The sequence below is a fragment of the Yersinia sp. 1252 StPb PI genome, assembly GCF_048593885.1.
Taxonomy (GTDB): Bacteria; Pseudomonadota; Gammaproteobacteria; order Enterobacterales; family Enterobacteriaceae; genus Yersinia; species Yersinia enterocolitica_E.
The window spans coordinates 1-1,452 of record NZ_JAZGQE010000364.1; the positions used below are offsets into that span (position 1 = coordinate 1).

Sequence of the window (1,452 nt, forward strand, 5' to 3'; positions counted from 1 at the left end):
GTTATTTAATATTAAATTACCTATAAATTTTAATTCTCCATATAAGGCACTAAGCATCCAAGATTTTTGGCGCCGTTGGCATATTACACTAAGCCGTTTTCTTAGAAACTATATTTATATCCCACTAGGTGGAAGTAGAAACGGGAATACTACAACATATGCAAACCTCTTGATAACCTTTCTGTTGGGAGGCTTGTGGCACGGTGCAAATTGGATGTTCATCATTTGGGGGCTTTTACACGGTCTGGCGCTCATCATTCATCGACTCTGGAGTAAATTAAATTTTTCGATGCCAAACGCTATCGCTTGGTTAATAACCTTTAATTTTATTAATATCACATGGGTTTTCTTTAGATCCAAAGATCTTGAGTCCGCAATGAAAGTATTAAGTGGGATGTTTGGTCTCCAAGGAATCTACAATAAGTTACCAGCAGGCATCGAAACATGGCGACTGTCTTGGTCCGGTTTCTTTCTGGAAAAATTCCTACCAGAAATACCTCTTGGAATATCAGGGAACATCTTAACCTTAATCTTCGTTACTATAACATTTGTCATTATCTCACAAAGAAACACAACTGAATTATCCGGCAGTGTTTCAAGGAAAACACGAACAGCAGCGTCAATTATTTTGTTCTCAATTGCCATGCTATCAGCTCTTTCCGGAGCAAATAGTGTTTCCTTATATTCAAAATTCTGAGCATAGATATGAAAAAAAATGTGATTACTTTTCTTATTATTTCAGCATCAGTGCTCATGGCACTTCCTATATACAATCTATTCCAATGGAACAAGGGATTGGGCGAGTATCTGCAAACAAAGCAATACTATAAATTAGACTCAATTGTTGCACCTATCAGCAACATCCTATCTAATTATGGTATCAGTCTCTTCCCTGACCAAGTGATAGTCGGTCATGATGGCTGGCTATTTTTAGGCGATCAAGAGGCTAAAACAGTATCAACAAGACGGCAAGGTGCAACTGAAAACGATATAGAGAATGCACAAAAAATCGCGTTATCAGTGAAAGAATGGAACGATTTTTTTCTTGAGAATGGCGTAAAGAAATTCAAGATATTAATTGGGCCGGATAAAGAGAACATATATCCAGAAAACTTACCACAATGGGCCCACCCAGCTAGTTTCAGACAGATTAGTGCAGTGGTTGAAGCAGATAAAAATGGAATTTTTGTCGATCCGACTGACTTTTTAATCACACAAAAAAACAATTTCAAGGAACCCCTTTACTATAAAACTGATACACACTGGAATGCTCTCGGTGGTTGGTTAGCGTTTAACTACTTCATGGATAGCGTATTTAGTGATAAGAGTTTTTCCTCGGAAAATACTGGGCATTATGTAGGTTGGCGCAATAAAAGTGGAGGCGACCTATCAAGATTTTTGCGAACAGAGAATTTGAACACAGATCATTATCAGGATGTTGATGTCATCTCA

At 37.7% G+C, this 1,452-nt stretch carries 2 protein-coding genes; both read left to right on the forward strand.

Features of this window, described 5'->3' with window-relative positions:
- On the forward strand, positions 1–697 hold a 697-nt coding region (locus V2A85_RS23620), incomplete at its 5' end, for an MBOAT family O-acyltransferase (protein ID WP_420072543.1).
- Positions 698–705: 8 nt separating this feature from the next.
- A partial coding sequence (locus V2A85_RS23625) for an alginate O-acetyltransferase AlgX-related protein (RefSeq protein WP_420072544.1) occupies positions 706–1,452 on the forward strand: 747 nt, incomplete at its 3' end.